At 70.7% G+C, this 25662-nt stretch carries 23 protein-coding genes and 1 pseudogene; 15 read left to right on the forward strand and 9 right to left on the reverse strand.

The annotated features are described in order from the left end of the window. Positions 1-26: 26 nt before the first annotated feature. Positions 27-1166, reverse strand: a complete 1140-nt coding sequence (gene fasR / locus ACZ7LU_RS32410) for a fatty acid biosynthesis transcriptional regulator FasR (RefSeq protein WP_398298476.1) — start codon at positions 1164-1166, stop codon at positions 27-29. 163 nt (positions 1167-1329) lie between these two features. Between fasR and ACZ7LU_RS32415 the strand changes: the two genes are divergently transcribed. Further along, positions 1330-2001 carry a pirin family protein gene (locus ACZ7LU_RS32415; protein WP_471918752.1) on the forward strand — a complete coding sequence of 224 codons (672 nt, stop codon included), beginning with the start codon at positions 1330-1332 and terminating at the stop codon, positions 1999-2001. 19 nt (positions 2002-2020) lie between these two features. On the opposite strand, the gene ACZ7LU_RS32420 is transcribed toward ACZ7LU_RS32415, so the two are convergent. Then, positions 2021-2842: a serine hydrolase domain-containing protein gene (locus ACZ7LU_RS32420; RefSeq protein WP_468303851.1), complete on the reverse strand. Its 822-nt coding sequence runs from the start codon at positions 2840-2842 to the stop codon at positions 2021-2023. Positions 2843-2959: 117 nt separating this feature from the next. On the opposite strand from ACZ7LU_RS32420, the gene ACZ7LU_RS32425 reads away from it, so the two are divergent. Next, the gene (locus tag ACZ7LU_RS32425; RefSeq protein WP_468083257.1) at positions 2960-3382 is read left to right on the forward strand and encodes a MerR family transcriptional regulator; all 423 of its coding nucleotides are present in this window, start codon (positions 2960-2962) and stop codon (positions 3380-3382) included. A gap of 5 nt (positions 3383-3387) precedes the next feature. Then, positions 3388-4404: an aldo/keto reductase gene (locus ACZ7LU_RS32430; RefSeq protein ID WP_471918753.1), complete on the forward strand. Its 1017-nt coding sequence runs from the start codon at positions 3388-3390 to the stop codon at positions 4402-4404. 28 nt (positions 4405-4432) lie between these two features. On the opposite strand, the gene ACZ7LU_RS32435 is transcribed toward ACZ7LU_RS32430, so the two are convergent. The 3 genes from ACZ7LU_RS32435 to ACZ7LU_RS32445 all read right to left on the reverse strand — a co-directional run bounded on the left by ACZ7LU_RS32435 (position 4433) and on the right by ACZ7LU_RS32445 (position 7391). After that, positions 4433-5314: a DUF4429 domain-containing protein gene (locus ACZ7LU_RS32435; protein ID WP_398297340.1), complete on the reverse strand. Its 882-nt coding sequence runs from the start codon at positions 5312-5314 to the stop codon at positions 4433-4435. A gap of 75 nt (positions 5315-5389) precedes the next feature. Beyond that, a complete protein-coding gene (locus ACZ7LU_RS32440; RefSeq protein ID WP_471918754.1) occupies positions 5390-6601 on the reverse strand; it encodes an alpha/beta hydrolase in 1212 nt (403 codons plus the stop codon). Between the two features lie 166 nt (positions 6602-6767). After that, a complete protein-coding gene (locus ACZ7LU_RS32445) occupies positions 6768-7391 on the reverse strand; it encodes a TetR/AcrR family transcriptional regulator (RefSeq protein WP_398298474.1) in 624 nt (207 codons plus the stop codon). Between the two features lie 203 nt (positions 7392-7594). Here ACZ7LU_RS32445 and ACZ7LU_RS32450 point away from each other — a divergent pair, with 203 nt between their 5' ends. Both ACZ7LU_RS32450 and ACZ7LU_RS32455 read left to right on the forward strand, forming a co-directional pair. Then, the gene (locus ACZ7LU_RS32450; RefSeq protein WP_471918755.1) at positions 7595-9205 is read left to right on the forward strand and encodes an MFS transporter; all 1611 of its coding nucleotides are present in this window, start codon (positions 7595-7597) and stop codon (positions 9203-9205) included. Positions 9206-9389: 184 nt separating this feature from the next. Further along, positions 9390-9781, forward strand: a pseudogene (locus ACZ7LU_RS32455) (peptidase inhibitor family I36 protein). 109 nt (positions 9782-9890) lie between these two features. Here ACZ7LU_RS32455 and ACZ7LU_RS32460 read toward each other — a convergent pair. After that, positions 9891-10736 (reverse strand): potassium channel family protein, encoded by an 846-nt coding sequence (locus tag ACZ7LU_RS32460; protein ID WP_468556290.1) that lies wholly within the window; start codon positions 10734-10736, stop codon positions 9891-9893. Positions 10737-10848: 112 nt separating this feature from the next. Then, positions 10849-13581, reverse strand: coding sequence for a pyruvate dehydrogenase (acetyl-transferring), homodimeric type (gene aceE, locus ACZ7LU_RS32465; protein ID WP_468556288.1), 2733 nt, complete (start codon positions 13579-13581; stop codon positions 10849-10851). Positions 13582-13949: 368 nt separating this feature from the next. On the opposite strand from aceE, the gene ACZ7LU_RS32470 reads away from it, so the two are divergent. The 6 genes from ACZ7LU_RS32470 to ACZ7LU_RS32495 all read left to right on the forward strand — a co-directional run bounded on the left by ACZ7LU_RS32470 (position 13950) and on the right by ACZ7LU_RS32495 (position 18552). After that, a complete protein-coding gene (locus tag ACZ7LU_RS32470) occupies positions 13950-14381 on the forward strand; it encodes a DUF3052 domain-containing protein (RefSeq protein WP_398297326.1) in 432 nt (143 codons plus the stop codon). Between the two features lie 213 nt (positions 14382-14594). Continuing rightward, positions 14595-15053 carry a peroxiredoxin gene (locus ACZ7LU_RS32475; RefSeq protein ID WP_398297324.1) on the forward strand — a complete coding sequence of 153 codons (459 nt, stop codon included), beginning with the start codon at positions 14595-14597 and terminating at the stop codon, positions 15051-15053. Positions 15054-15166: 113 nt separating this feature from the next. Then, a complete protein-coding gene (locus ACZ7LU_RS32480) occupies positions 15167-15742 on the forward strand; it encodes a TerD family protein (RefSeq protein ID WP_362994506.1) in 576 nt (191 codons plus the stop codon). Positions 15743-15872: 130 nt separating this feature from the next. Beyond that, positions 15873-16448 (forward strand): TerD family protein, encoded by a 576-nt coding sequence (locus ACZ7LU_RS32485; protein WP_398297322.1) that lies wholly within the window; start codon positions 15873-15875, stop codon positions 16446-16448. Between the two features lie 64 nt (positions 16449-16512). After that, complete coding sequence (locus ACZ7LU_RS32490) at positions 16513-17655, forward strand: DUF475 domain-containing protein (RefSeq protein ID WP_471918756.1); 1143 nt, start codon at positions 16513-16515, stop codon at positions 17653-17655. 156 nt (positions 17656-17811) lie between these two features. Further along, positions 17812-18552, forward strand: coding sequence for a TerD family protein (locus ACZ7LU_RS32495; RefSeq protein ID WP_468083268.1), 741 nt, complete (start codon positions 17812-17814; stop codon positions 18550-18552). Between the two features lie 32 nt (positions 18553-18584). Here the strand turns inward: ACZ7LU_RS32495 and ACZ7LU_RS32500 are convergent, their stop codons facing one another. Then, entirely contained in the window at positions 18585-19463 is an 879-nt protein-coding gene (locus ACZ7LU_RS32500) for a TerD family protein (RefSeq protein WP_470975964.1), read from the reverse strand. 247 nt (positions 19464-19710) lie between these two features. On the opposite strand from ACZ7LU_RS32500, the gene ACZ7LU_RS32505 reads away from it, so the two are divergent. The 4 genes from ACZ7LU_RS32505 (at position 19711) to ACZ7LU_RS32520 (ending at position 24541) form a co-directional block, all read left to right on the forward strand. Then, the gene (locus tag ACZ7LU_RS32505; protein WP_468303878.1) at positions 19711-20895 is read left to right on the forward strand and encodes an HpcH/HpaI aldolase/citrate lyase family protein; all 1185 of its coding nucleotides are present in this window, start codon (positions 19711-19713) and stop codon (positions 20893-20895) included. Positions 20896-20999: 104 nt separating this feature from the next. Beyond that, positions 21000-23498: a phosphoribosyltransferase gene (locus ACZ7LU_RS32510; RefSeq protein WP_471918757.1), complete on the forward strand. Its 2499-nt coding sequence runs from the start codon at positions 21000-21002 to the stop codon at positions 23496-23498. 5 nt (positions 23499-23503) lie between these two features. Then, a complete protein-coding gene (locus tag ACZ7LU_RS32515; RefSeq protein ID WP_471918850.1) occupies positions 23504-24307 on the forward strand; it encodes an HAD family hydrolase in 804 nt (267 codons plus the stop codon). 9 nt (positions 24308-24316) lie between these two features. Next, entirely contained in the window at positions 24317-24541 is a 225-nt protein-coding gene (locus ACZ7LU_RS32520; RefSeq protein ID WP_471918758.1) for an FmdB family zinc ribbon protein, read from the forward strand. A 184-nt stretch (positions 24542-24725) separates the two neighbouring features. Here the strand turns inward: ACZ7LU_RS32520 and ACZ7LU_RS32525 are convergent, their stop codons facing one another. Continuing rightward, on the reverse strand, positions 24726-25634 hold the full coding sequence (locus tag ACZ7LU_RS32525; RefSeq protein ID WP_471918759.1) for a sugar kinase: 909 nt from the start codon (positions 25632-25634) through the stop codon (positions 24726-24728). Between the last annotated feature and the right edge of the window lie 28 nt (positions 25635-25662).

A 25662-nucleotide genomic window follows, 5' to 3' on the forward strand; every position in this document is an offset into this window, starting at 1 on the left:
GGTAATTGTAGGAGCTCGACAAAACCCTAGGATTGAAGATCCGCGTCGGCCAGACGTCCCAGGATCAGCGCGATCCGCAGCGTGAACGCGGAACGCACATCGGAAGGTGACCAACCGGTGACGTCAGTCACACGTCGGAGCCGGTAGCGCACGGTGTTGGGATGCACAAAGAGCATCCGGGCCGCCCCTTCGAGGCTGCTCGCCTGCTCCAGATAGACGCTCAGCGTCTCCAGGAGCGCGGAGCCCGCCTCCTCCAGCGGTCTGTAGATCTCCTCCACCAGCTGCTCACGGGCCGCCGGATCCCCCGCCATCGCGCGCTCCGGCAGCAGATCGTCCGCGAGGACCGGCCGGGGGGCGTCCTGCCAGGCGGCGGACGCCTTGAGTCCGGCGGCCGCGGCCTGCGCGGAGCGGGTCGCCGCGAGCAGGTCGGGGACGATCGGTCCCGCCACCACGGGACCGGCGGCGTACGGCCCGATCAAGGACTTCGCCACGTGCAGCGGATTGTCGTTGCCGCCCGCGATGACGACCAGCCGGGTGCCGAGGACACCGGTCAGGACCTGCAGTTTCGCGTGCCGGGCGGCGCGGCGGATGGCCTCGACGGTGAGCTCGCTGTCGCCGTCGGGGGCGGTGCCGAGCACCACGCAGACGTGCTCGGGGGAGTTCCAGCCGAGCGCGGCGGCGCGCGAGACGGCCCCCTCGTCGGCCTCCCCGGACAGCACCGCGTTCACGACCAGGGACTCCAGGCGGGCGTCCCAGGCACCGCGTGCCTCGGCGGCCTGCGCGTACACCTGTGCGGTGGCGAAGGCGATCTCGCGGGCGTAGACGAGAAGGGCCTCCCGGAGCACGGACTCGTCGCCGGGGGCCGCGACCTCGTCGATCGCGGACTCCATCACCTCGATCGTCGTCCGCACCATCTCCACGGTCTGGCGCAGGGTGATCGCCCTGGTCAGCTCGCGGGGAGCGGTGCCGAAGACATCGGTGGAGATGGCCTGCGGGGCGTCCGGGTGCCGGAACCACTCGGTGAAGGCGGCGATACCGGCCTGCGCGACCAGACCGATCCAGGAGCGGTTCTCCGGAGGCATCGCCCGGTACCAGGACAGCGTCTCGTCCATCCGCGCGATGGCCTGCGCCGCGAGGCTCCCTGACGACTTCTCCAGCCGCTTCAGGGTCGCGGTGTGGGCGTGGGCGGACCTGCGGGCGTCCTGGCCGGACTCCGGGCGGGATTCCCGGCGGGACTCCTGATGGGCTTCGTTCGCTGAGGGTTCGGGCACGGGACAAGACTGCCTTATCGGGGCGGGGACGTGCGGTGCCGGGGCTACGGTGGGGTGCGTGATTGATGTACGGCGCTCCGGCGACCGGTACCGCGGCGGGGAGACCGCGGCCGGCATCGAGTCCTGCCACGCCTTCTCCTTCGGGCCTCACTACGACCCCGACAACCTCCGCTTCGGCGCGGTCCTGGCCTGCAACGAAGAGCGCCTCGCCCCCGGCGCCGGCTTCGACGAACACCCGCACAGCCACACCGAGATCGTGACCTGGGTCGTCGAGGGCGAGCTCACCCACCGGGACTCGACGGGCCACGCGTCACTGGTCCGCCCCGGCGACGTGCAGCACCTGTCCGCGGCGGGCGGCGTCCGCCATGTGGAACGCAATGACGGCGCGGCCCCGCTCGTCTTCGTCCAGATGTGGCTGGCCCCCCTCGCCCCGGGCGGCGACCCGGCCTACGAAGTGGTCCGCGGCGTCGCCGACTCGACGCCGTACGCGGTGCCCGGCGCGGGGGCGCTGCTGCATGTGCGGCGCCCGGCGGCGGGCGAGCGGCTCGCGGTCCCGGCCGCGCCCTTCGTGTACGTCCATGTGGTGCGCGGCGAAGTGGCCCTGGGGGAGGAGCGGTTGGGGCCGGGCGACTCGGCGCGGATCACCGGGGAGGCGGGCCTGGAAGGGCTGGCCTCGGATGCGGCGGAACTGCTGATCTGGGAGATGACGGGCACCCCTCAGGGCCCCTGAGGATGCGGCGGGTGGCCGATCACCCGCGCAGCTCGGAGAGCACCGCGTCCGTGAACGGGGGCCACACCTCGACGGCCCACGGCCCGAAGGGCCGGTCGGTGAGGGCGACGCAGGCCGCCCCCGCGTCCGGGTCGATCCACAGGAACGTCCCTGCCTGGCCGAAGTGCCCGAACGTCCGGGGCGACGAGGAACTCCCCGTCCAGTGCGGCGCCTTGGAGTCCCGGATCTCGAACCCGAGCCCCCAGTCGTTCGGATTCTGATGCCCGTACCCCGGCAGGACGCCCTTCAGCCCCGGGTACGTCACCGTCATCGCCGCCGCCACGGTCCGCGCGTCGAGCAACCGGGGCGCCTGCACCTCCGCGGCGAACCTGGCCAGGTCGTCGACCGTGGACACCCCGTCCTTGGCGGGCGAGCCCTCCCCCTCCAGCGCGGTCGCGGTCATGCCGAGCGGCTCCAGCACCGCCTGCCGCAGATACTCCGCGAAGGGAATGTCCGTCGCCTTGGCGATGTGATCGCCCAGCACCTCGAAGCCCGCGTTCGAGTACAGCCGCCGCGTCCCCGGCGCCGACGTCACCCGGTGCTCGTCGAACGCGAGGCCACTGGTGTGCGCCAGCAGATGCCGCACCGTCGACCCCTCGGGCCCTGCGGGCTCGTCGAGCTCGATCGCCCCCTCTTCGTACGCCACGAGGGCCGCGTACGCCGCGACGGGCTTGGTGACCGAGGCGAGGGCGAACCGCCGGTCCGTGGGGCCGTGGGTCCCGACGACGGTGCCGTCCGCACGGACGACGGCCGCGGCAGCGGTGGGGACCGGCCAGTTCTCGATCAACGCCAGGCTCTGCATGCCCCCGAGCCTAAGCGCCCGCCAGGCCCAGCCGCATCGAGGGGTCTTCCCCGCATCCGCGGGTCGCCGCCGATTCCCGCTTGCTTGGAGTGCACTCCAGGGTTCTAGCGTGTGGGCATGACGGTGATGGAGACCAGGAGCGCAGCAACCCGCCCGAACAGTGAGGACCGCTACACGATCAGCGAAGTCGCCGACCGTACCGGCCTCACCGCCTACACCCTGCGCTGGTACGAGCGGATCGGCCTGATGCCGCACATCGACCGCTCCCACACGGGCCAGCGCCGCTACACCAGCCGGGACCTGAACTGGCTCGCCTTCGTCGGCAAGCTGCGCCTGACCGGGATGCCCGTGGCGGACATGGTCCGTTACGCGGAACTGGTGCGCGAGGGCGAACACACCTTCCCCGAGCGCCAGGAACTCCTGGAGAGCACCCGGCGCGACGTCCGCGCCCGCATCGCGGAGCTGCAGGACACCCTCGCCGTCCTCGACTACAAGATCGACACATACGCGGGCGCCCGGCGGGCGTCGGAAAGGCCCTGAACACCATGACGGACACGAACATCACGAAGGTGCGACTCGGCGGCGAAGGGCCGGAGGTCGGCGTCCAGGGCCTCGGCTGCATGGGCATGAGCTTCGCCTACGGCCCCACGGACACCGGCGAGGCCAGGGCCACCCTGGACCGCGCCCTGGAACTGGGCGTCACCCTCTACGACACCGCCGACGTCTACGGCATGGGCGAGAACGAGAAGTTCCTGGCCCCCTTCGTCGAGGCGCACCGCGACGAAATCGTCCTCGCCACCAAGTTCGCCCTGGCCATCGACCCGGCCGAGCCGACGAAGCGGCGCATCGACAACTCTCCGGAGTACATCCGCTCCAGCATCGACGCCAGCCTGCGCCGCCTCGGCACGGACGTCGTCGACCTCTACTACATGCACCGCCGCGACCCGGACGTGCCGATCGAGGAGACGGTCGGTGTGCTGTCCGAGCTCGTCGCCGCGGGCAAGGTCAAGCACGTCGGCCTGAGCGAGGTCACCGGCGCCGAGCTGCGCGCCGCGCACGCCGTCCACCCCATCGCCGCGGTCCAGTCGGAGTGGTCGCTCTTCAGCCGCGACATCGAGCGGAGCGTGGTCCCCACGGCCGCCGAGCTCGGCGTGGCGCTCGTGCCCTACTCCCCGCTCGGCCGCGGCTTCCTCACCGGCTCCTTCACCCACGCGGACAAGGAGCTCGGCGAGGACGACTTCCGCCGCCAGCAGCCCCGCTTCACCGGCGAGAACGCCACCGCCAACGCCGCGCTCCTGGCCCCGGTCCGCTCCGTCGCCGACGCCCACGGAGCGAGCCTCGGACAGATCGCCCTGGCCTGGGTCCAGCAGCAGGCCGCGGTCCACGGCCTGCCCGTCGTCCCGATCCCCGGCACCCGCAGGCCCACCCGCGTCGAGGAGAACACCGCGGCCACCCGCATCACCCTCACCGACGACGACCTCGCCCTGCTGAACCCGATCGCCGCCGACGTCGCCGGCAACCGCTACGCCGACATGACCTTCACCTCGGCGGGCCGGGAGTAGCCGGCGGCGGCCGGGAGCCGCCACCCGCTCAGAGCTCCGCCAGCAGCTCGGCCTTCTTCATCGTGAACTCGTCGTCCGTGAGCAGGCCGGCCTGGTGCAGCTCGCCGAGGTGCCGGATGCGGTCCGCGATGTCCGCCGGATCGCGGCGCACGGCAGGCACCGCGGGAGCGCCCGCGCCGACGCCGTCGGGCAGCAGGGCCGGGCTCGACGCGCGGACCGCGGCGAGGACCGAAGCGGCGAACGGCAGCGACTCGTGGACCGGGCCGTAACCGAGGCCGAAGACGACGGCCGCCGGGTCCTGGTCGGCCTGCGCCGGCTGCTGGACCGGGGTGTCGCGGCGGAGCAGCCGCAGATGGCCCTCGAAGACCTCCGGAGAGCGCCATTCGATGCCGCACAGGTCCGTGACGGGGAAGCTCTGGTCCCCGGCCTTCCACTTCGCCGACGACGCGCCCGTCCAGAACCAGCGGAAGGACACCAGCTTGCCGTCGAAGGACGCCTTCCCGTCGTACGCCTTGAACTGCAGGGGCGCCTCGGGGGCGGCCACCAGGAAGCGGTCCGCGCTCTCGCCGACGTCCGGCGCGAGCCGGGCCCGCAGCTCGTCCGCGTAGTACTCGGCGAGTGTCTCCCGCTCCGCGGGAAGCACCAGGCGGTACGGGTCGCTGCCCTCCTTGAGCTGGCCCGCCGCGGCCTCCATCAGAGGATCGGCGCCCGGTCTCGGCACGGCGTGCAGCACCACGGTCCCGCGTTTGCCGGGGGAGAGCGTCACCGCCGCGATCGCCTCATGGGGGATGCGCCGTTCACCGAGAGCCTGGAAGAGCTTCGGTGTGCGGATCCCCCGTTCGAAGCGGATGAGCACAGAGTCGGACTCGAACTCCCAGGCGGCATGAAATCCGGCCAGAACATCACCCATGCGGCTCATCGTAGGCGGCACGAGCGCCTCCGTCCCTCCTGCGGCGGGCCGCTGTTTCATGGATTTCTACGCGCGTCAGGCCGCGGCCGTGCCGGAAAAACCCTTCCGGCAGGCGTCGTCGTCGCTCGCGCACCGCACCGAGCGGTACGCACCGGTGCCGATTTCCGCGAAGTTGCGGAGGCTCTCCGTGCCCGGCTCGAAATAGCCGGTGTGGCCCCGCGCGCCGGCCGCTGAGAGGATACGCGCGCCGAAGCCGACGGCCACCGGGTCGGCACCGTGGCCGAGCCCGCCGATCTCCATGTTCGGCACGTCCTGAATCCAGTCGTCGCCGTCCCGGGTGGCCCAGACCCGGGCCTTCGTGCCCAGCTGAGAGGCCGAGTCGGCGCGCATGCCCGGGCTGCCGGCCACCGCGATGTCCGTGACCCGCGGAGGCAGCTTCCGCGCGGCCACCCCGCACACCACGGAGCCGTAGCTGTGGCAGTACAGCGCGACCGGAGTGCGGCCGGGCAGGCCGCGCACCAGGGAGTCGAGCCGCTTGGCCCCGTCCTCGGCGCGCATCGCCGTCGCCGCGTCCACGCCGATCCCGACGGGCGCGGTGTAGTCGGCCCAGGCGATCACGGCGGTACGCGCGCCGGGGTCCACCGCACGCTCCTCGTGGTAGAGCGCCTTCGCCATGCCCACCGGAGCGGAGTACTTGCGGAAGGTCCGCTCGAAGGTCAGTACGTTCGTGTCGACACCGGGCACGACCACCGACACCCGGCGGGCCTTGTCCATGTCTCCGAAGACTTCGGCCATGCGCCCGGAGCCCATGGGATCGAAGGCGAGCACCTGGCGTCCCGGGCGCATCATCACCCCGAACCGCTTCATTCTGCGCTCGGCCTCCTGCTTCCCCAGCGGGGAGAGGCGGTTGTCGCGCATGCGCTGGCGCTCGACCTTGCGGGCCTGTCCCAGCGCGATGTGGTTGGCGCGGTAGCGGAGCTCGGCGGGCGCGCCGTTCATGTTGCCGACCGCGAGCGGGTAGCGGGCGGCGAGCCGGTTGCGCTGCTGCGTGTCGAGCGAGGCGAAGAAGTGGGCGAGCCGGCCGGCGGGCCCGTCCGGGTCGGGCAGCGCGCGTCCGGCGATGCTGCCCTTCTCCCAAGCGGTGAGGGCGGCCTCCAAGGGCGACGCGTCGCCCTTGTTGTGGCGCACGGCGGTCCAGCCGGTGGTGGCGAGCATGACGAACACCACGGCGAGCGCGAGGAGAGCGCGCCAGGCGTTGAGTTGAGGGGAGGAGTCGAAGGAAGTCACTACGGACCACCCTAGGAGAATCGTGATGTTTACCGTGCATCGCGTGAGGCAGATCACGTTTCCACAGGGGTAATTGAGGCGAAGCAGACACATCGAGCGACCCAGGGTGTATGGGCCGCTGCTCAACGTAGGGGCGGTTCCGGCCGGTTGCCTCGGGCCGGTTGCCTCAGGGGGTGCGTGTGCGCCACTCCCCGGCCAGGGCGGGGCCCAAGTGGTCGAGGTAGGTCTCCGTGAGGACGCGGATCGACTCCGGGCTGGTGTCCTCGCCCGCGCCCCACAGCCGTCCCGTCACGCGCATGACGCCGCTGAAGGCGGCCACCGCCACGCGGGGGCGCGGGTCGCTGTCGACGTCGAGGCCCTCGCGCTCGGCGATCACGCGGGCGACCTCGTCCTCCATCTCGATGGAGCGGCGCAGGTGGACGGCGAGCAGGGCGGGTGTCGACTCGATCATCTGGTAGGTCCGCATGTGGAGTTCGACCGGCACGACCTCCTCGATGGACTGGCCCATCGCCTCCCAGGCGCCGAGCACGGCACCGCGCAGCGCCACCAGCGGGGCTTCGTGAGCGGGGCGGTCGCGCAGGGCCTGGACGAAGCGCGCCTCCACCATCTCCTGGACCGCGAAGGCGGCTTCCTGCTTGTTGGCGAAGTAGCGGAAGAACGTGCGCTGGGAGACGTCGACGGCCTCGGCGATCTCGTCGACGGTCGTCTCCTCGTACCCCTTGGTGGTGAAGAGTTCGAGCGCCACGCGCAGGAGGGCGTCCCGGGTGCGCTGCTTCTTGCGCTCGCGCAGCCCCGGCCTGGAGGCTTCCGCGGACGTGTCCTCGGCGCTCTCCTGCCGTGTCTCCGGGCGGTCCGTCGCTCGCTGCGTCGTCTTCACACCATGGTCCTCTTTCCGGCCGTTTGCCCAGTTCACCTTACCTGTGAGGCACGTGACAGTCACCGACTAGTGAAATGGTTTGTCAACTGTCAGACGCTGTCACTAACCTCGAACGCATGACTAGTCAGACCACCGTCGACAAGGCGGACGAGGCGCCGGAGCCCCTCTCCGTTCCGGCCCCGGCCAAGGGGCTCCGCGGCCACCCCTGGCTGACGCTCTTCGCCGTCGCGATCGGCGTGATGATGGTCGCCCTGGACGGCACCATCGTGGCGATCGCCAACCCGGCCATCCAGAAGGACCTCGGCGCCACCTTCGCCGAGGTGCAGTGGATCACCAACGGCTACTTCCTCGCCCTCGCCGTCGCGCTGATCACCGCGGGCAAGCTGGGCGACCGCTTCGGCCACCGCCAGACCTTCCTCATAGGCGTGGTGGGCTTCGCCGCCGCTTCGGGTGCCATCGGCCTCTCCGACACCATCCCGCTGGTCGTCGCCTTCCGCGTGCTCCAGGGGCTCTTCGGCGCCCTGCTGATGCCCGCCGCGCTCGGACTGCTCCGGGCGACGTTCCCGGCCGAGAAGCTCAACATGGCCATCGGCATCTGGGGCATGGTGATCGGCGCCTCCACGGCCGGCGGCCCGATCCTCGGCGGTCTCCTCGTCCAGCACGTCAGCTGGCAGTCCGTCTTCTTCATCAACGTGCCGGTCGGCATCATCGCTGTAGTGCTCGGTGTGGTCATCCTCAAGGACCACCGTGCGGAGAACGCGCCGAAGTCCTTCGACGTCGTCGGTATCGCCCTGCTGTCGGCGGCCATGTTCTGCCTGGTCTGGGCGCTCATCAAGGCCCCGGAGTGGGGCTGGGGCGACGGCATGACCTGGACCTTCATCGGCGCCTCCGTACTGAGCTTCGCGCTCTTCGCGGCCTGGGAGTCGAAGGTCAAGGAGCCGCTCATTCCGCTGGCCCTGTTCCGCTCGGTGCCGCTCTCCGCGGGCGTGGTCCTGATGGTGCTCATGGCCATCGCCTTCATGGGCGGCCTCTTCTTCGTCACCTTCTACCTGCAGAACGTGCACGGGATGAGCCCCGTGGACAGCGGCCTGCACCTGCTGCCGCTCACCGGCATGATGATCATCGGCTCGCCGCTGGCCGGCGCGATGATCACCAAGGTGGGCCCGCGCGTCCCGCTGGCCGGCGGCATGCTCTTCACCGCCGTCGCCATGTACGGCATGTCCACGCTGGAGGCGGGCACCGGCAGCGGTCTCATGTCGATCTGGTTCGCGCTCCTCGGCCTCGGCCTCGCCCCGGTGATGGTCGGCGCGACGGAGGTCATCGTGGGCAACGCGCCGATGGAGCTCTCCGGCGTCGCCGGCGGTCTCCAGCAGGCCGCGATGCAGATCGGCGGCAGCCTCGGCACGGCCGTCCTCGGCGCCGTCATGGCGTCCAAGGTCGACAGCGACCTGCCCGACAACTGGGCCGATGCGAAGCTTCCGCCGCTCAGCGAGGCCGAGCTCGACAAGGCCGCCGAGGCCGTCCAGGTCGGTGTGGCGCCGGTGCCGCCGAAGGCTCCGCCGTCGATCGCCGACCAGATCACCTCGGTCGCCCACGACACCTTCATGTCGGGCATGGGCCTGGCCTGCCTGGTCGCCACCGGAGTCGCCGCGGCCGCCGTCTTCGTCGCGTTCCTGACCAAGCGCGGCGTCAACGCCGAGGCGGGCGCGGGCGTGGGCCACATCTGAGGCACCGACGCCGAAGTTCGTGAGTATCGGGGAAAGCCCCTCAGGGAGAACCTGGGGGGCTTTCGCCTATCAGGGTGACGCACATTCGTACCCCTTCCGACGGCCGGTCCGGCGGGTCCACAGTGCAGACAGAAGATCCGCACACGTGGCCAACGGAGCCACAGCACACGGGGGTTGAAGAAGCATGCGTACGACCACACCCGCGACCGCCACCGCAGCCGCACTCGCCGTATTGGCCGCACTCGCCGCGGTCCTCCTCACGCCCACGCACGCCGGGGCCGCCGCCCCGCCGACACTGCGCGGCTGCGGCGCCGGCGAGCTCTGCCTCTGGGAGAAGGCGGGCTTCCGCGGCCCCCGCCATGTGTACGAACTGGCGGGCATCGACATCGAGAGCTGCACCGCGCTGCCGGAGGGAGCAGCGCGGAGGCCGTCGCCAACCGCACGGGCCGGCCCGTGACGGTGTACCAGTCGGCGGAGTGCGCCGAGACCGGCGAGTTCAACACCTATCCGGGCAGCGGCACCTGGGCTCCCGAATCCCCATACCGCGTCAGGGCTTTCAAGGTCTGGGAGAACTGAACGGGGGTACTCGCGGAGACATCACGCGCAAGCGCCCCGGCTCACGCGGCCGTACGTGGTCGCGGAGTCGGCCGGATCGCGCGACGCTCACCGGGACGGGAGGCTCCGGCTACGCGCCGGGCTTCCCCGCTCCGGGCCGTGGCACCGCAGCACCCACCTGCGGCTCGGCACCCACCTGCGGCTCGGCACCCACCACTCCGGGCACCGCAACCACCTCCGGCTCCGCACCCGACAGCGCTGTCACCTGGGCCCGCAGCGCCTTCACCTCGGCCGTCAACGCCTCGATCGCGGCTGTCTGACGCCGCTCCTCGGCATCGTCCTTCTCGAAGCGGGCGATGAACCAGGCGGCGATGTTCGCGGTGACGACACCGAGCAGGGCGATGCCCGACAGCATGAGCCCGACCGCGAGCACCCTGCCGAGGCCCGTCGTCGGCGCGTGGTCGCCGTAGCCGACGGTCGTCATCGTGGTGAAGGACCACCACACCGCGTCGCCGAGCGTCTTGATGTTCCCGCCCGGTGCGTCCCGCTCCACGGAGAGCACCGCCAGGGAGCCGAACATCAACAGCCCCACCACCGACCCCACGACATACGTCGTCAGCCTTATCTGCGACGCCATCCTGGCCCGTCGGCCGACGAGAGTCAGCGTGGCGACGAGCCGCAGCAACCGCAGCGGCTGAATCATCGGAAGGAGCACGGCACACAGGTCCAGCCAGTGGGTGCGCACGAACCGTCCGCGGTGCTCGGCGAGGAGCAGACGCACGACGTAGTCGACGGCGAACGCACCCCAGACGAACCACTCCACCATCGAGCAGGTCTTCGCCACGGCCGGGTCGGCGTCGGGCATCACGATCGGCACGGCGTAGGCGACGGCGAACGCCACCGCGAGCGCGAGGAGCGGGCGCTGCGTGCGCCGCTCCCAGCGGATCTGTGCGGGTTGCGCCGGTTCTTCCTTCATGGGCGCATCGTAGAAAACGCCGAAGGGCGGCGGGACCGTACCCCGCCGCCCATCGGATGGAGCGCTGTGTATCTGGAGCGCTATGTATCTGGAGTGCTGTGTGCCTGGGGCGCTACGCGTCGCCCCCGGCCGCGCCCGGGTCGGCGGCCGTGACGTCGAGGAGCTGGTAGCGGTCGATCGCCTGCTTCAGGACGGAGCGGTCGACCTTGCCCTCGCGGGCCAGTTCGGTCAGCACGCCGACCACGATCGACTGCGCGTCGATGTGGAAGAAGCGCCGGGCCGCACCGCGGGTGTCGGCGAAGCCGAAGCCGTCCGCGCCCAGCGACTGGTACGTGCCGGGCACCCAGCGGGAGATCTGGTCGGGGACGCTCCGCATCCAGTCGGAGACGGCCACGAACGGGCCTTCGGCGCCGGACAGCTTCTGCGTGACGTAGGGGACGCGCTGCTCCTCGTCGGGGTGCAGGAAGTTGTGGCGCTCCACGTCCACGGCCTCGCGGCGCAGTTCGTTCCAGGAGGTCGCCGACCAGACGTCCGCCTTGACGTTCCACTCCGCGGCGAGGATCCGCTGGGCCTCGACCGCCCACGGCACCGCGACGCCGGACGCGATGATCTGGGCCGGGATGGCGCCCTGCTCACCGGTCTTGAAGCGGTAGATGCCCTTGATGATGCCGTCGACGTCCACGTCGGCCGGCTCGGCCGGGTGCTGGATCGGCTCGTTGTAGACGGTGAGGTAGTAGAAGACGTCCTCACTGTCGGGGCCGTACATCCGGCGCAGGCCGTCCTTGACGATGTGCGCGATCTCGTAGCCGAAGGCGGGGTCGTAGGCGACACAGCCCGGGTTCGTGGAGGCGAGCAACTGCGAGTGGCCGTCCGCGTGCTGCAGGCCCTCGCCGGTCAGGGTCGTGCGGCCGGCGGTCGCGCCGAGGACGAAACCGCGCGCGAGCTGGTCGGCCATCTGCCAGAACTGGTCGCCGGTGCGCTGGAAACCGAACATCGAGTAGAAGACGTAGACGGGGATCAGCGGCTCGCCGTGGGTGGCGTAGGCCGAACCGGCGGCGATGAGGGACGCCGTGCAGCCCGCCTCCGAGATGCCGTCGTGCAGCATCTGGCCCGTCGGGGACTCCTTGTACGCGAGGAGGAGGTCGCGGTCCACGGCCTCGTACTGCTGGCCGAGCGGGTTGTAGATCTTCGCGCTCGGGAAGAACGCGTCCATGCCGAAGGTGCGGTACTCGTCGGGGGCGATCAGCACGAAGCGCTTGCCGATCTCCTTGTCCCGCATGAGGTCCTTCAGGATGCGGACGAACGCCATGGTGGTGGCGATCGACTGCTGTCCCGAGCCCTTCTTCGCGGCCGCGTACGCCTTGTCGTCGGGCAGCTGGAGGGGCTTGGCGCGCACGACACGGGTCGGGACGTAGCCCCCGAGGCCCTTGCGGCGGTCGTGCATGTACTGGATCTCTTCGGAGTCCCGGCCCGGGTGGTAGTACGGCGGGGCGCCGTCCTCCAGCTGCTTGTCCGTGATCGGGATGTGCAGGCGGTCCCGGAAGCCCTTGAGGTCGTCGACCGTCAGCTTCTTCATCTGGTGCGTGGCGTTGCGGCCCTCGAAGTTCGGGCCGAGGGTCCAGCCCTTGACCGTCTGGGCGAGGATCACCGTCGGCTGGCCCTTGTGCGCCTTGGCCGCCGAGAACGCCGCGAAGATCTTCTTGTGGTCGTGACCGCCGCGGCCCAGGTGCAGGATCTGGTCGTCGGTCATGTTCTCGACCATGGCGCGCAGCCGGTGGTCGTCGCCGAAGAAGTGGTCGCGGATGTAGGCGCCGGTCTCGGTGGCGTACGTCTGGAACTGGCCGTCGGGCGTCGTGTTCAGCTTGTTGACCAGGATGCCGTCGCGGTCCTGCGCGAGCAGCGGGTCCCAGCTGCGGTCCCAGACCAGCTTGATGACGTTCCAGCCGGCGCCGCGGAACTGCGACTCCAGCTCCTGGATGATCTTGCCGTTGCCGCGCACCGGGCCGTCCAGGCGCTGCAGGTTGCAGTTGACGACGAAGGTGAGGTTGTCCAGGCCCTCGCGGGCGGCGATGGAGAGCTGGCCGAGCGACTCGGGCTCGTCCATCTCGCCGTCGCCGAGGAACGCCCAGACGTGCGACTTGGAGGTGTCCGCGATGGAGCGCGCCTCCATGTAGCGGTTCATCCGGGCCTGGAAGATCGCGCCGAGCGGGCCGAGGCCCATGGACACGGTCGGGAACTCCCAGAAGTCCGGCATCAGGCGCGGGTGCGGGTACGACGAGAGGCCGTTGGGCGCCTTGGACTTCTCCTGGCGGAACGCGTCGAGCTGCGGCTCGGTGAGCCGGTCGAGGAGGAAGGCGCGGGCGTAGATACCGGGGGACGCGTGCCCCTGGAAGAAGATCTGGTCGCCGCCGTCGCCCTCGTCCTTGCCGCGGAAGAAGTGGTTGAAGCCCACGTCGTAGAGCGACGCGGAGGAGGCGAAGGTGGCGATGTGGCCGCCGACACCGATACCGGGGCGCTGGGCGCGGGAGACCATCACCGCGGCGTTCCAGCGGGTCGCGTTCAGGATCTTGCGTTCGACTTCCTCGTTGCCGGGGAAGAACGGCTCGTCCTTGGTGGCGATCGTGTTGACGTAGTCCGTGCTGCGCATCTCGGGCACGGCGACGCGCTTCTCGCGCGCGCGTTCGATCAATCGGAGCATCAGGTAGCGGGCCCGCTCACGGCCGCGTTCGTCGACCGCGGCGTCGAGGGAGTCGAGCCACTCCTGGGTCTCTTCGGGATCGAAGTCCGGGACCTGACTCGGCAGGCCGCCAATGATGATCGGGTTGCGATCGGATCCGGAAGCCACGCTGTTCCTTCGCTGTTGGGGCTCTCGCCTGCGGTGTGCCTGGCCGTGCACCGTTTCCCATCGTGTACCTCGCGGACGCAAACGTCATGTCTACCGATTGGTAACCGAGACGCTCATCCGGCCACCCTGGGGTAGGCTCGGCCCAAATCGCAACGATACGCCCAACGTGTCCAGCCGCTTCGCAGAGCCGTTCGGCCTCGTACAGGTGAGGCGGCAGTTGCGGCGACACGGTCGGGAACATCACCGTTTCGGCGGTCTCGACGGCCGGGTACTTGCGCGATCCGTCCCGCCCGTGTGGACTACGGCCAACGCCCCGCGCACGCGCGTGGCTGACAGGCATTCCCAAAAACATGATCAGGAGGCAATCCGTGAGCGCGACCGCGGACCACGCGGAGACGAACCTTGCCGTAAGGCTTGGTTTCCAGCCCGACCAGGTGGTCCAGGAGATCGGCTACGACGACGACGTCGATCAGGAGCTCCGCGAGGTCATCGAAGAGACCATTGGCTCCGAGCTCGTCGACGAGGACTACGACGACGTGGCTGACGCCGTGGTGCTCTGGTTCCGTGAGGACGACGGGGACCTGACCGATGCGCTGGTGGATGCCATCGCCTACATGGAGGAAGGCGGCTCGATCCTGCTGCTCACTCCGAAGACCGGTCGTGACGGGTACGTCGAGCCGAGCGAGATCGGCGAGGCGGCCACCACAGCGGGCCTCTCCCAGACCAAGAGCATCAACGCCGGCAAGGACTGGAACGGCAGCCGGCTGCTCACCCCCAAGGGCGCCGCCAAGAAGCGCTAGAGCGCCAGGCCCCAGCGGACCGCAGAGTGGCACCGCAGAACGACCGTGAGGCCCCCGCCGACGACCATCCGTCGGCGGGGGCCTCACGCGTGTGCCGAACGCGTGTGGCGAACGCGTGTGCCGAGCGCCCCGAAAGGCGTAGATCGCCGCAAGTAGGGTGGGTGTCACCCGAACGGCCCCACCCGAGGGGCCCCGTCGAAGGGATGCGTACTCATGGCGATCGAGGTGGGCACCAAGGCCCCGGAGTTCGAGCTGAAGGACAACCACGGCCGGTCCGTGCGGCTCTCCGACTTCCGCGGCGAGAAGAACGTGGTGCTGCTCTTCTACCCGTTCGCGTTCACCGGCGTCTGCACCGGCGAGCTCTGCGCGCTCCGCGACGAGCTGCCGAAGTTCGTCAACGACGACACCCAGCTGCTCGCCGTCTCCAACGACTCCATCCACACCCTGCGCGTCTTCGCCGAGCAGGAGGGCCTGGAGTACCCGCTGCTCTCCGACTTCTGGCCGCACGGCGAGGTCTCGCGCGCCTACGGCGTCTTCGACGAGGAGAAGGGCTGCGCGGTGCGCGGCACCTTCATCATCGACAAGGAGGGCGTGGTGCGCTGGAGCGTCGTCAACGGCCTGCCGGACGCCCGTGACCTGAATGAGTACGTCAAGGCCCTCGAAACGCTCTGAGCAAGCCCCGTTTTCGCTCGCGGCCGGGAACCGGTCACTAGGATCCACACGTTGATCCGATGGCAACGCAACGCTTGGGGCTCCCCGCCCCTGGACACCAATTGGGAGGACTCGTGGGAGTCAGCCTCAGCAAGGGCGGCAACGTATCGCTGAGCAAGGAGGCACCGGGCCTGACCGCGGTTCTGGTCGGCCTCGGCTGGGACGTCCGCACCACCACCGGTACGGACTTCGACCTCGACGCCAGCGCGATCCTGACGAACGCGGAGGGCAAGGTCAGCAGCGACCAGAACTTCGTGTTCTTCAACAACCTGAAGAGCCCCGACGGCTCCGTCGAGCACACCGGTGACAACACCACCGGTGAGGGCGAGGGCGACGACGAGGTGATCAAGGTCGACCTGGCCGCGGTCCCCGCCGACGTCGAGAAGGTCGTCTTCCCCGTCTCGATCTACGACGCCGAGAACCGCCAGCAGTCGTTCGGCCAGGTCCGCAACGCGTTCATCCGCGTCGTGAACCAGGCGGGCGGCGCGGAGATCGCGCGGTACGACCTCTCCGAGGACGCCTCGACGGAGACCGCCATGGTCTTCGGCGAGCTGTACCGCCACGGCGCCGAGTGGAAGTTCCGCGCGGTCGGCCAGGGCTACGCCTCGGGCCTGCGCGGCATCGCGCAGGACTTCGGCGTCAACGTCTGAGCCGAGCACACCCCGCACCATCCGTCCGGCGCCGCACACGCACGTGGTGCGGCGCCGGACGTGCTCAACCACCTGGTGCGCCCGTCACCGCGGGCGCACGGCTCTCGTCACCACGGGGAGGACCAGCACCATGGGCGTCACGCTCGCCAAGGGAGGCAATGTCTCCCTCTCCAAGGCCGCACCCGATCTCACCCAGGTCCTCGTGGGCCTCGGCTGGGACGCGCGCTCCACCACCGGCGCCCCCTTCGACCTCGACGCCAGCGCCCTGCTGTGCAACGCGGGCCGGGTCCTGGGCGACGAGTGGTTCGTCTTCTACAACAATCTGAAGAGCCCCGACGGCTCCGTCGAGCACACCGGTGACAACCTCACGGGCGAGGGGGACGGCGACGACGAGTCGGTCCTGATCGACCTCTCCAAGGTGCCGGCCAACTGCGACAAGATCATCTTCCCCGTCTCGATCCATGACGCGGACAACAGAGGGCAGACGTTCGGCCAGGTCAGCAACGCGTTCATCCGCGTCGTGAACCAGGCGGACGGCCAGGAGCTCGCGCGCTACGACCTCAGCGAGGACGCCTCCACGGAGACCGCGATGATCTTCGGCGAGGTGTATCGGTACGGGGAAGAGTGGAAGTTCCGTGCCGTCGGGCAGGGGTACGCGTCTGGCCTGCGTGGTATCGCTCTAGACTTCGGGGTCAACGTTTCGTAAAGCAGGGGACCGGCGCGGGGGAGACCGCTAAACGGGAGCCCGTAAACACACGATTGGGTAACCAGTGATTCTGAAAACCTTCGGCTGGTCGTTCGCGGTGACCGTGCTCGGCCTGGTCGCCGCGGTGTTCTACGGGGGGTGGACCGGCTTCGGCGTCGTGGCGATCCTGTCCATCCTCGAGATCTCGCTGTCCTTCGACAACGCGGTGGTCAACGCCGGAATCCTGAAGAAGATGAGTGCCTTCTGGCAGAAGATCTTCCTCACCATCGGTGTCCTGATCGCGGTCTTCGGTATGCGACTGGTCTTCCCCGTCGTGATCGTGGCCATCAGCGCCAAGGTCGGCCCGATCGAGGCCGTCCGCCTCGCCCTCAACGAAAAGGACCAGTACCAGCAGCTGGTCACCGACGCTCACCCGTCGATCGCCGCCTTCGGTGGCATGTTCCTGCTGATGATCTTCCTGGACTTCGTCTTCGAGGACCGGGACATCAAGTGGCTCGGCTGGATCGAGCGCCCGCTCGCCAAGCTCGGCAAGGTCGACATGCTGTCGGTCTGCATCGCGCTCATCGTGCTCCTGATCACCGCGATGACCTTCGCCACCCACGCCCACCAGCACGGTGGAGCGCATGTGGACAAGGCCCAGACGGTCCTCATCTCCGGTATCGCGGGTCTGATCACGTATCTCGTCGTCGGCGGTCTCTCCGGCTACTTCGAGAACAAGCTGGAGGAGGAAGAGGAGCGCGAGCACGAGCAGGAGGAAGAGGCCAAGCGGTCCGGCAAGAAGGTCCCGGCCGTCGTGATGGCCGGCAAGGCGGCGTTCTTCATGTTCCTCTACCTGGAGGTCCTGGACGCGTCCTTCTCCTTCGACGGTGTCATCGGCGCCTTCGCCGTCACCAACGACATCGTGCTGATGGCGCTGGGTCTCGGCATCGGCGCGATGTACGTCCGGTCCCTCACGGTCTACCTGGTCCGCCAGGGCACCCTCGACGACTACGTCTACCTGGAGCACGGCGCGCACTACGCGATCGGCGCCCTCGCCGTGATCCTCCTGATCACCATCCAGTACGAGATCCACGAGGTCATCACCGGCTCCGTCGGTGTCATCCTCATCGCCTGGTCCTTCGTCTCGTCCGTGCTGCGCAACCGGAGGCTGGCAGCGGCCGAGGGGAACGCGAGCGGTGACAAGACCCAGGTGTCGTCAGGGGTCTGAGACTGACTGATTCGCTCACCGAGCTGTCCGATTCCGGTTCCCGGAGTGTGACGACGGCCCGGGTGAGGAACGCTCTGTGCGGGGCGGCCGTCGAGGAGATGTCCTCATGGCCGCCCCGTCGGTTTCGTAGGCGGCACAAGGGCACTTGGGGGCGGAATGTCCTTCTGGGACGGTCTGTGGCGCGGGCGCTCGATGGACTTCGAGTCGGGCAGCGCCGCCAGCAACTCCATCGAACTCACCAAACGGCACCCGACGGTCTCGCTCTCCAAACAGGGCGCGGCCACCGGCAACCTGCGCGTCAACCTGTCCTGGCAGATGCGCACGTCCGACCTCATCGGCAAGCCCCGCCGCAGCGGCGGCCTGCTGCGGCACCCCTTCAAGCTCTTCCAGCCCGACGTGGTCCAGGCGCACACCCAGGGCGTGGTCAACGTCGACCTCGACATCGGCTGCCTGTACGAGCTCATGGACGGCACCAAGGGCGTCGTACAACCCCTCGGCAGCTTCTTCGGGGACCTGAACGGCCCGCCGTTCGTGAAGCTCAGCGGCGACGACCGGTTCGGCTCACCCTCCGGCGAGACCATCTACGTCAACCTCGACCACCGCGAGTCCATCAAGCGGCTCCTGGTCTTCGCGTACATCTACGACCAGACACCGGCCTTCGACCGTACGCAGGCCAAGGTCACGCTCTACCCCAGCAACGGCCCGCGCATCGAGATCGACCTCGACGAGCGGCAGCCGCAGGCCCGCTCCTGCGCCGTCGTCGCCATCGAGAATGTGAAGGACGAGCTGATCGTGCGCCGCGAGGTGAAGTTCGTCTACGGCTTCCAGGCCGAGCTCGACCGGCTGTACGGCTGGGGACTGCAGTGGGGCCGGGGCTACAAGACCAAGGTGGGCTGAGCCCCGTGCACCCACCGGGCCGGCCCGCCGCCTCAGCGGGGCAGGAACTGCGGCCCCTGCGGCGGCAGCCGGAAGTTCGGGTCCGGCATCGGCGTCACCGGCTGCGGATAGCCGTACGACGGCTGGGCGACCGGGGGCGGCGGCGCGATCGGGGCGGGCTGGGTGGCCGCCGCAGGCGGATAGCCGTACGCGGGCTGGGGCGCCGGGTGGCGGGGCGGCTCGGGCGGGTAGCCGTACGCGGGCTGCGGGGGCGTCTGCGGGGCCGGCTGGGCGACGGACGGCTGAGCGTGCTGCGGCGCCGGCTGCTGGGGCGGCAGCGGGAAGGACGCCGAGGGGGCTGCGGGCGCGGGCTCCGGGGCCGCGGAATCCGAGTCGTCCACCGAGATGCCGAAGTCGGAGGCGAGGCCCTCCAGGCCGTTGGAGTACCCCTCGCCGAGCGCGCGGAATTTCCAGCCCTCACCGCGGCGGTAGAGCTCCCCGCAGATCAGCGCGGTCTCCTCGCCGGTCTGCGGCGTGATGTCGAAGTAGGCCAGCGGCTCGCCGTCGGCGACCGCCGCGTCGAAGAGCAGGATCCGCAGCGCGGGTACATGCTCGAAGGAGACGCCCTCGGCCGACGCGGCGAGGAGCACCCGGTCCACGGCCGGATCCAGGCCCGCCAGATCCGTCTGGATCGTGTCGGTGAGCCCCTCGGCGACCCGCTTCTTGCCGAGCCGCCACACCTTGCCGCCGGGGTGACGGGGCTGGTTGTAGAAGACGAAGTCCTCGTCGGAGCGGACCCGGCCGTCGCCGCCGAGCAGCAGCGCCGACGCGTCGACGTCGGGGACGCCCTGGCCCGGAGCCCAGCGCAGCACCGCGCGGACGGACGAGGCTTCGAGAGGGACGTTCGACCCCTTCAACATCGCGTGCGTCATACGGTCATCCTGCCTTCCCCCGCACGAGTGGGACAACGCGGGGGGCCGAAGCTCCCGGTCGCGCCATCAGGCTCCTGACCTGCGGGTGCTGCGAACGTGCGACGGTGGTGTGGTGAGCATGTGTGACATGGCCGGGTTACCTGAAGTTCATGCCCGGAGGGAACCCCCGGCACCCGTCTCTACGTACTATTACCGGCCACATCCAAACGGCCCACGTCGATGAAACAGGCGATAGCAGGGGAATCACATGCGTCATTTCGGGCACATCGCCCCAGAGGTGCGTCAGCGCCTCTTCCACCGGGAGCCGTGTGCCTTCACCGCGGACTCCCCGCCCCACCTGCTCGCGCCCGCCTTGGGCGCCACGCTCTACAGCCCGGCCACCCGCCCCCGCCTCGCGGACGACATCATGAAGCAGGCCGGGCGCGGCGTGATCTCCATGGTCGTGTGCCTGGAGGACTCCATCGACGACTCCGAGGTCGCCGACGCCGAGGAGAACCTGGTCAGGCAGTTCGCCGACCTGGCGGAGCGGGACGCGGAGCCGCCGCTGCTCTTCATCCGGGTCCGCGCCGCCGGGCAGATAACCGACCTCGTCCGCAGGCTCGGGACGAGCGTCCGGCTGTTGTCCGGATTCGTACTGCCCAAGTTCACCGAGGAGCGGGGCGTTCCGTTCCTGGAGGCGGTGGCGGCCGCGGAGGCGGAGCTGCCGACGGGGCCCACGGGCGGGGGCCGGCGGCTCTTCGCCATGCCCGTCCTGGAGTCGCCCGAGCTGCTGCATCTGGAGAGCCGCGCCGAGACCCTCGCCGGAATCGCCCGCACCGTCGACAAGTACCGCGACCGGGTCCTCGCGCTGCGCCTCGGCGTCACCGACTTCTGCTCGGCGTACGGACTGCGCAGACCGCCGGACATGACCGCGTACGACGTGCAGATCGTCGCCTCCGTCATCGCCGACGTGGTCAACGTCCTCGGCAGGGCCGACGGCACGGGCTTCACCGTGACCGGGCCCGTGTGGGAGTACTTCCGCGTCCAGGAGCGGATGTTCAAGCCGCAGCTGCGCCGCAGCCCCTTCCTGGAGAGCCGGGCCGAGGAACTGCGCCAGGCCCTCATCGAGCACGACATGGACGGGCTGCTCCGGGAGATCGAGCTCGACCGCGCCAACGGCCTGCTCGGCAAGACCTGCATCCACCCCTCGCACGTGCTGCCCGTGCACGCGCTCTCCGTGGTCAGCCACGAGGAGTTCAGCGACGCCGAGGACATCCTCCGCCCCGAGCGGGGCGGCGGCGGGGTGCTGCGCTCCTCGTACACGAACAAGATGAACGAGGTGAAGCCGCACCGCGCCTGGGCCGAGCGGACCCTGCGGCGCGCCGAGGTCTTCGGCGTGGCCAAGGCGGACATCGGCTTCGTGGAGCTGCTCACCGCGGGGCTTCCCGCTTGACCGGCCGGACTCCCCGGCCGGACCGCCGGGCTTCCCGGCCGACGAAGACGCCGGATTTCCGGCCGACGAACGTGCCGGTTCCCCGGCCGATGAACGTAAGGGACATGACGTACGTGACTGAAGACGCGGTGCCGGAGACGACGGAGTGGTCGGGGACCTGGGTCGCCGAGCGGCTCGGGGTCGGGCTCGACGGCGACGCGTCGCTGCGCGGCCTGCTCGGCCTCGCCCTGCGCCGCAACCCCAAGCGGGCGCACCTCCTGGTGTCGAACGTCCTCGGCAAGCACGTCCCCCAGCGCCCCTCGGTGGTGTACGCGGCCGGGCACGACCTCGGCGTCCGTGTGCGGGAGCTCCTCGGCGACGACGAGGCCCGGCGCGCCGTCGTCCTCGGCTACGCGGAGACCGCGACGGGCCTCGGCCACGCGGTCGCCGACGGCATCGCCCTCGCGCCCTACCTGCACTCCACCCGGCGCCCCGTCGACGGTGTCGAGCGCGCGGGCGGTTTCGAGGAGTCCCACTCGCACGCCAGCTCGCACCTGCTGCTGCCCGAGGATCCGCGGCTGCTGGCCGGCGAAGGACCACTGGTCCTCGTCGACGACGAGTTCTCCACCGGCAACACCGTCCTCAACACCATCCGCGCCCTGCACGAGCGCTTCCCTCGCGAGCGGTACGTGATAGTGGCGCTCGTCGACATGCGCTCGCCCGCGGACCGGGGGCGGCTCGCCGACTTCGCCCGCGAGATCGGCGCCCGCGTCGACCTCGTCGCCACGGCGTCCGGCACGGTGCGGCTGCCCGACGGCGTCCTGGAGAAGGGGCAGGCGCTGGTCGCCGAGTACGAGACGCGTCCCGTCCCGCCGCCCGGTGGGGGACACGGCCCCGTCACGCGCGTCGAGCTCGGCTGGCCCGCGGGTGTCCCCGACGGCGGACGGCACGGCTTCACGCCCGCGCACCGGGCCGCCCTGGACGCGGCGCTGCCCGCCATGGCGGCCGAGATCGAGAAGGCCCTGCCGGCCGGGGCGCGCCGCGTGCTCGTCCTCGGCTTCGAGGAACTGATGTACGCCCCGCTCGCGCTGGGCGTGGAGCTGGAGCGCAGGGTCGGGGGAGAGGGGCGGGCCGGGGTCGAAGTGCGGGCCGGTGTCGAGGTGCGGTTTTCGACCACGACTCGGTCGCCCGTGCTCGCTGTGGACGATCCCGGCTATGCGATACGCACCCGCCTCGCCTTCCCCGCGCACGACGACCCCGCCGACGGACCCGGCACGCGGTACGCGTACAACGTCGCGGGCGGCGGTTTCGACGCGGTCGTCGCGGTCGTGGACTCGGTCGCGGACACTCCGCAACTGCACGCCCCGGACGGCCTGTTGGCGCAGCTCTCCGCACACACCGGGCACGTCCTGCTGGCCGTCGTCCCCTCCTACGTACCCGAGCGTGTCCCTGAAAGGTCCCGCATGCTTCCCGAGCCCCTTCGCGGCCCCGCCTTCTCCTCGTACGCCCCCGAAGACGTCGGCTGGCTGCTCCAGGACCTCTCGGACGTGACGCTCGAAGCCCCCACGGAGGAGCGCGAGGAGGCGATACAGAGCGGTGGCGCGCACTACGCCGAGTCGCTGCCCGTCGAGTACCAGCCGAGCGAGCGCTACCAGGAGCTGTTCCGCGCCGCGCTCGACACGTCCGCAGCCCGCATCGCGCAGGCCGTCGGCACCGTCACCGAGACCGTGCTCGCGGAGAGGTCCCCGCGTCCGGTCCTGGTCTCCCTGGCCCGCGCGGGCACCCCCGTCGGCGTCCTGATGCGCCGCTGGGCCGCCCACCGGCACGGCCTCGACCTGCCGCACTACGCCGTGTCGATCGTCCGCGGCCGCGGCATCGACGCCAACGCGCTGCGCTGGCTCGCCGCCCACCACGACCCGGCCGACGTCGTCTTCGTCGACGGCTGGACAGGCAAGGGGGCGATCACCCGCGAACTCGCGGATGCGGTAAGGGAGTTCGAGGCCTCGGGGGGTCCCGCGGGCTTCGATCCGGAGATCGCCGTGCTCGCCGACCCCGGCTCGTGCGTCCGCACCTACGGCACCCGCGAGGACTTCCTCATCCCCTCCGCCTGCCTCAACTCCACGGTGTCCGGGCTGATTTCCCGCACCGTGCTCCGCGCCGACCTGGTCGGCCCCGACGACTTCCACGGCGCGAAGTTCTACCGCGAGCTCGCGGAGGCGGATGTGTCCGGCGAGTTCATCGACGCGGTCGCGGGCCGTTTCGCGGAGGTCGACGACGCGGTGGACGCGCAGGTCAAGGAGGCTCTCTCCGCCGACCGCGCGCCGACCTGGGAAGGCTGGGCCGCCGTCGAGCGCATCAGCGAGGAGTACGGCATCCACGACGTGAACCTCGTCAAGCCGGGCGTCGGCGAGACGACCCGCGTCCTCCTGCGCCGCGTCCCCTGGAAGATCCTGGCCCGCGCGGGCGCCGGGGCGGACCTCGACCACGTACGCCTGCTCGCCGAGCAGAGGGGCGTGCCCGTCGAGGAGGTCGACGAACTCCCGTACACCTGCGTCGGGTTGATCCACCCCAAGTACACGCGCGGCGCGACGGGCGCGGACGGCAGGGCGGTGACCGGCAAGTGAGCACGATGGTGATCGCCAGCGACCTCGACCGCACCCTCATCTACTCCACCGCCGCCCTCGGCCTTGCCATGCCCGACGCCGAGGCGCCGCGCCTGCTCTGCGTCGAGGTGTACGAGGGCAAGCCGCTGTCGTACGTCACCGAGACCGCCGCCGGACTCCTCGACGAGCTGGGCCGCACCGCCGTCTTCGTGCCGACCACGACCCGGACCCGCGCACAGTACGGGCGCATCCATCTGCCGGGCCCCGCACCGAAGTTCGCGATCTGCGCCAACGGCGGGCACCTGCTCGTCGACGGCGTCTCCGACCCCGACTGGCAGGCGGTGGTCGCCCGCCGCCTCGCCGCCGAGTGCGCCACGCTCGACGAGGTCCGCGCCCACCTGGTGCGGACCGCCGATCCGGCGTGGCTGCTCAAGGAGCGCGTCGCCGAGGACCTCTTCGCGTACCTCGTCGTCGAGCGCGCGCTGCTGCCGGGGGAGTGGGTGAAGGAGCTCGCCGTCTGGGCCGAGGAGCGCGGGTGGACCGTCTCGCTGCAGGGCCGCAAGCTCTACGCCGTGCCGAAGCCGCTCACCAAGAGCGCGGCGGTACGGGAGGTCGCGCGGCGGGCCGGCGCGACGGAGGTCCTCGCGGCGGGGGACTCGCTGCTCGACGCCGACCTGCTGCTCGCGGCGGACCGCTCCTGGCGGCCCGGCCACGGGGAGCTCGCCGACACGGGGTTCGTCGCGCCGGGCCTCACGGTGCTCGCCGAGCGCGGGGTCGCGGCGGGGGAAGAGATCGCCAGGGCGTTCCTGGGGTCGGTGGGGTCCCGCTAGCCTGGGGTCATGCCTCGATACGAATACCGGTGCCGGTCCTGTGGTGAGACCTTCGAGCTGAGCCGTCCCATGGCCGAGTCGGGCGACCCGGCGGTGTGCCCCGGCGGGCACGAGGACACGGTGAAGTTGCTTTCTACTGTGGCTGTCGGGGGCTCGGCCGCCGCGTCGGCGCCTGCGGCTCGCGGGGGCGCGGGCGGTGGCGGTGGTTGCTGTGGTGGGGGTTGTTGCGGCTGAGGGGCCCCTGGGTCGGCGAGGTGCGGGTTTGCCTGCGGGCCGGTGGGGGCTGGGCGCGCAGTTCCCCGCCCCTGGGGCGGCGGGGGTGCGGGTTTGTCTGCGGGCCGGATGTGGCTGGGCGCGCAGTTCCCCGCGTCCCTGGAAGCTGCCCTGGCGGGCGCTTTCCCGGGGTCCCCGCCGGGGGCTAGCGGACCACCGTTCCCCCGCCCGCCCCCAGCAGGCCCAGCTCTGCCCGTGTCGGTGCGCCCTCCCAGTCGCCGGGGGTCGCCACCGCGAACGCGCCCGTCGTGACCGCGCGGGCCAGGCGGTCCCGCACGTCCGCGCCGTCGAGCAGGGCCGACAGGTAGCCGGCGACGAACGCGTCGCCCGCGCCCACCGCGTCCACGGCCCGCACCTCGCGGGCGGGGGAGTGGAGTTCGCCCTCGGCGGTGTGCACCGTGGCGCCGTCCGCGCCGAGTTTGACCACGACCTCGCGCACGCCCCGGTCGACGAGGCCCTTCTCCGTGGTGCCCGACGGCAGGCACAGCGGCAGTTCGTCGTCGGAGGCGATGAGGACGTCGACGTACGGGAGCCACTCGCGCAGCTCCGTCGCCGCCTGCTCCGGACTCCACAGGCGGGAGCGGAAGTTCACGTCCAGGCAGACCTGTGTGCCGTGCTCGCGGGCGAGGCGCAGGGCGCGCCGGCACGCCTCGGCCGCCGACGGGCCGAGCGCCGGCGTGATGCCCGTCAGGTGCAGGACGCGCGGGGGCCGGGCGGTGGCGAAGGCCGCCTCGACCGCGTCCGGGGCGAGCCGTGAACCCGCCGACCCCGCCCGGTAGTAGTGCACGCGGGTCACATCCGGCAGCCGCGGCTCGAACAGGACCAGGCCCGTCGGGGCTTGCGGGTCGCGCGTGGCGGCGGTGACGTCGACGCCCTCCGCGCGCAGCGTGCGCAGGACCAGCTCACCGGCCTCGTCGTCGCCGACCGCGCCCGCCCAGCGGACGGTGTGACCGAGCCGGGACAGTCCGATGGCGACATTGCTCTCGGCACCCGCGACCGACACGTCCATCGAGCCCCCCAGCTTGAGGGGCCCGCTCCCGCGCAGGGCAACCATGGCCTCGCCGAGGGTGAGGACGTCGCAG

It is taken from the genome of Streptomyces sp. NPDC039462 (assembly GCF_055639375.1).

Coding starts and splice junctions, on each gene's coding strand:
- ACZ7LU_RS32420 (WP_468303851.1), bottom strand. CDS start 2,842: ATGCAGAGCCTGGCGTTGATCGAGAACTGGCCGGTCCCCACCGCTGCC.
- ACZ7LU_RS32425 (WP_468083257.1), top strand. CDS start 2,960: ATGACGGTGATGGAGACCAGGAGCGCAGCAACCCGCCCGAACAGTGAG.
- ACZ7LU_RS32430 (WP_471918753.1), top strand. CDS start 3,388: ATGACGGACACGAACATCACGAAGGTGCGACTCGGCGGCGAAGGGCCG.
- ACZ7LU_RS32435 (WP_398297340.1), bottom strand. CDS start 5,314: ATGGGTGATGTTCTGGCCGGATTTCATGCCGCCTGGGAGTTCGAGTCC.
- ACZ7LU_RS32450 (WP_471918755.1), top strand. CDS start 7,595: ATGACTAGTCAGACCACCGTCGACAAGGCGGACGAGGCGCCGGAGCCC.
- ACZ7LU_RS32460 (WP_468556290.1), bottom strand. CDS start 10,736: ATGAAGGAAGAACCGGCGCAACCCGCACAGATCCGCTGGGAGCGGCGC.
- ACZ7LU_RS32475 (WP_398297324.1), top strand. CDS start 14,595: ATGGCGATCGAGGTGGGCACCAAGGCCCCGGAGTTCGAGCTGAAGGAC.
- ACZ7LU_RS32485 (WP_398297322.1), top strand. CDS start 15,873: ATGGGCGTCACGCTCGCCAAGGGAGGCAATGTCTCCCTCTCCAAGGCC.
- ACZ7LU_RS32495 (WP_468083268.1), top strand. CDS start 17,812: ATGTCCTTCTGGGACGGTCTGTGGCGCGGGCGCTCGATGGACTTCGAG.
- ACZ7LU_RS32500 (WP_470975964.1), bottom strand. CDS start 19,463: ATGACGCACGCGATGTTGAAGGGGTCGAACGTCCCTCTCGAAGCCTCG.
- ACZ7LU_RS32505 (WP_468303878.1), top strand. CDS start 19,711: ATGCGTCATTTCGGGCACATCGCCCCAGAGGTGCGTCAGCGCCTCTTC.
- ACZ7LU_RS32510 (WP_471918757.1), top strand. CDS start 21,000: ATGACGTACGTGACTGAAGACGCGGTGCCGGAGACGACGGAGTGGTCG.
- ACZ7LU_RS32515 (WP_471918850.1), top strand. CDS start 23,504: ATGGTGATCGCCAGCGACCTCGACCGCACCCTCATCTACTCCACCGCC.
- ACZ7LU_RS32520 (WP_471918758.1), top strand. CDS start 24,317: ATGCCTCGATACGAATACCGGTGCCGGTCCTGTGGTGAGACCTTCGAG.
- ACZ7LU_RS32525 (WP_471918759.1), bottom strand. CDS start 25,634: ATGGTTGCCCTGCGCGGGAGCGGGCCCCTCAAGCTGGGGGGCTCGATG.